Genomic DNA, 487 nt, shown 5'->3' with positions numbered 1-487 from the left:
ACCAGCCGGCTTCATTCATACGGTTAACAAAGGCTTCGGTGTTGCAGTAGCTAGCCGGTTCGTCTTCGTTATAGGCAAAACATTGCTCTCCTCTGCTATCTGCAAAACCTTCCGAACCACCGTTTGAGCTTGCGTCAGTATTGTACCAACTGTAACGATCATCGGCGTCATTTAAACCTTCGTCTCCTGGTGTTTCGTTGCCTTCACTTTTTACTTCCCACATTAAGCCTGTGACAGAGTCTTGAACGCAGCTCCATTCAGCATCTGAACTATCCGTTTCAACGCCATCCTCATCGAACTTTAAAAAGCTGAAGCCTGCACGACCATCGCTATCATCGTTATGTGTTAGCTCCCGACCTAAGGAACAATCCTGTTGGTCGATGGCTTCCCCGGAACAGTCTAGGTTATTGCCGCTAGGGTAGCTTGCTCCCCAGGTAATACCGGTTCCATTTACGCGAATATTAGTCGCCGGTATTGGGCCGACCAC

Annotated in this window: 1 pseudogene; it reads right to left on the bottom strand. The window is 48.9% G+C overall.

The features are described from left to right. Positions 1–487 (bottom strand): annotated as a pseudogene (locus A3756_RS27075) (hypothetical protein); the annotation flags it as partial.

It is taken from the genome of Oleiphilus sp. HI0086 (genome assembly GCF_001635225.1).
Note: the sequence above shows the minus strand (reverse complement) of the source record. Positions and strands in the feature narration are given on the sequence as shown.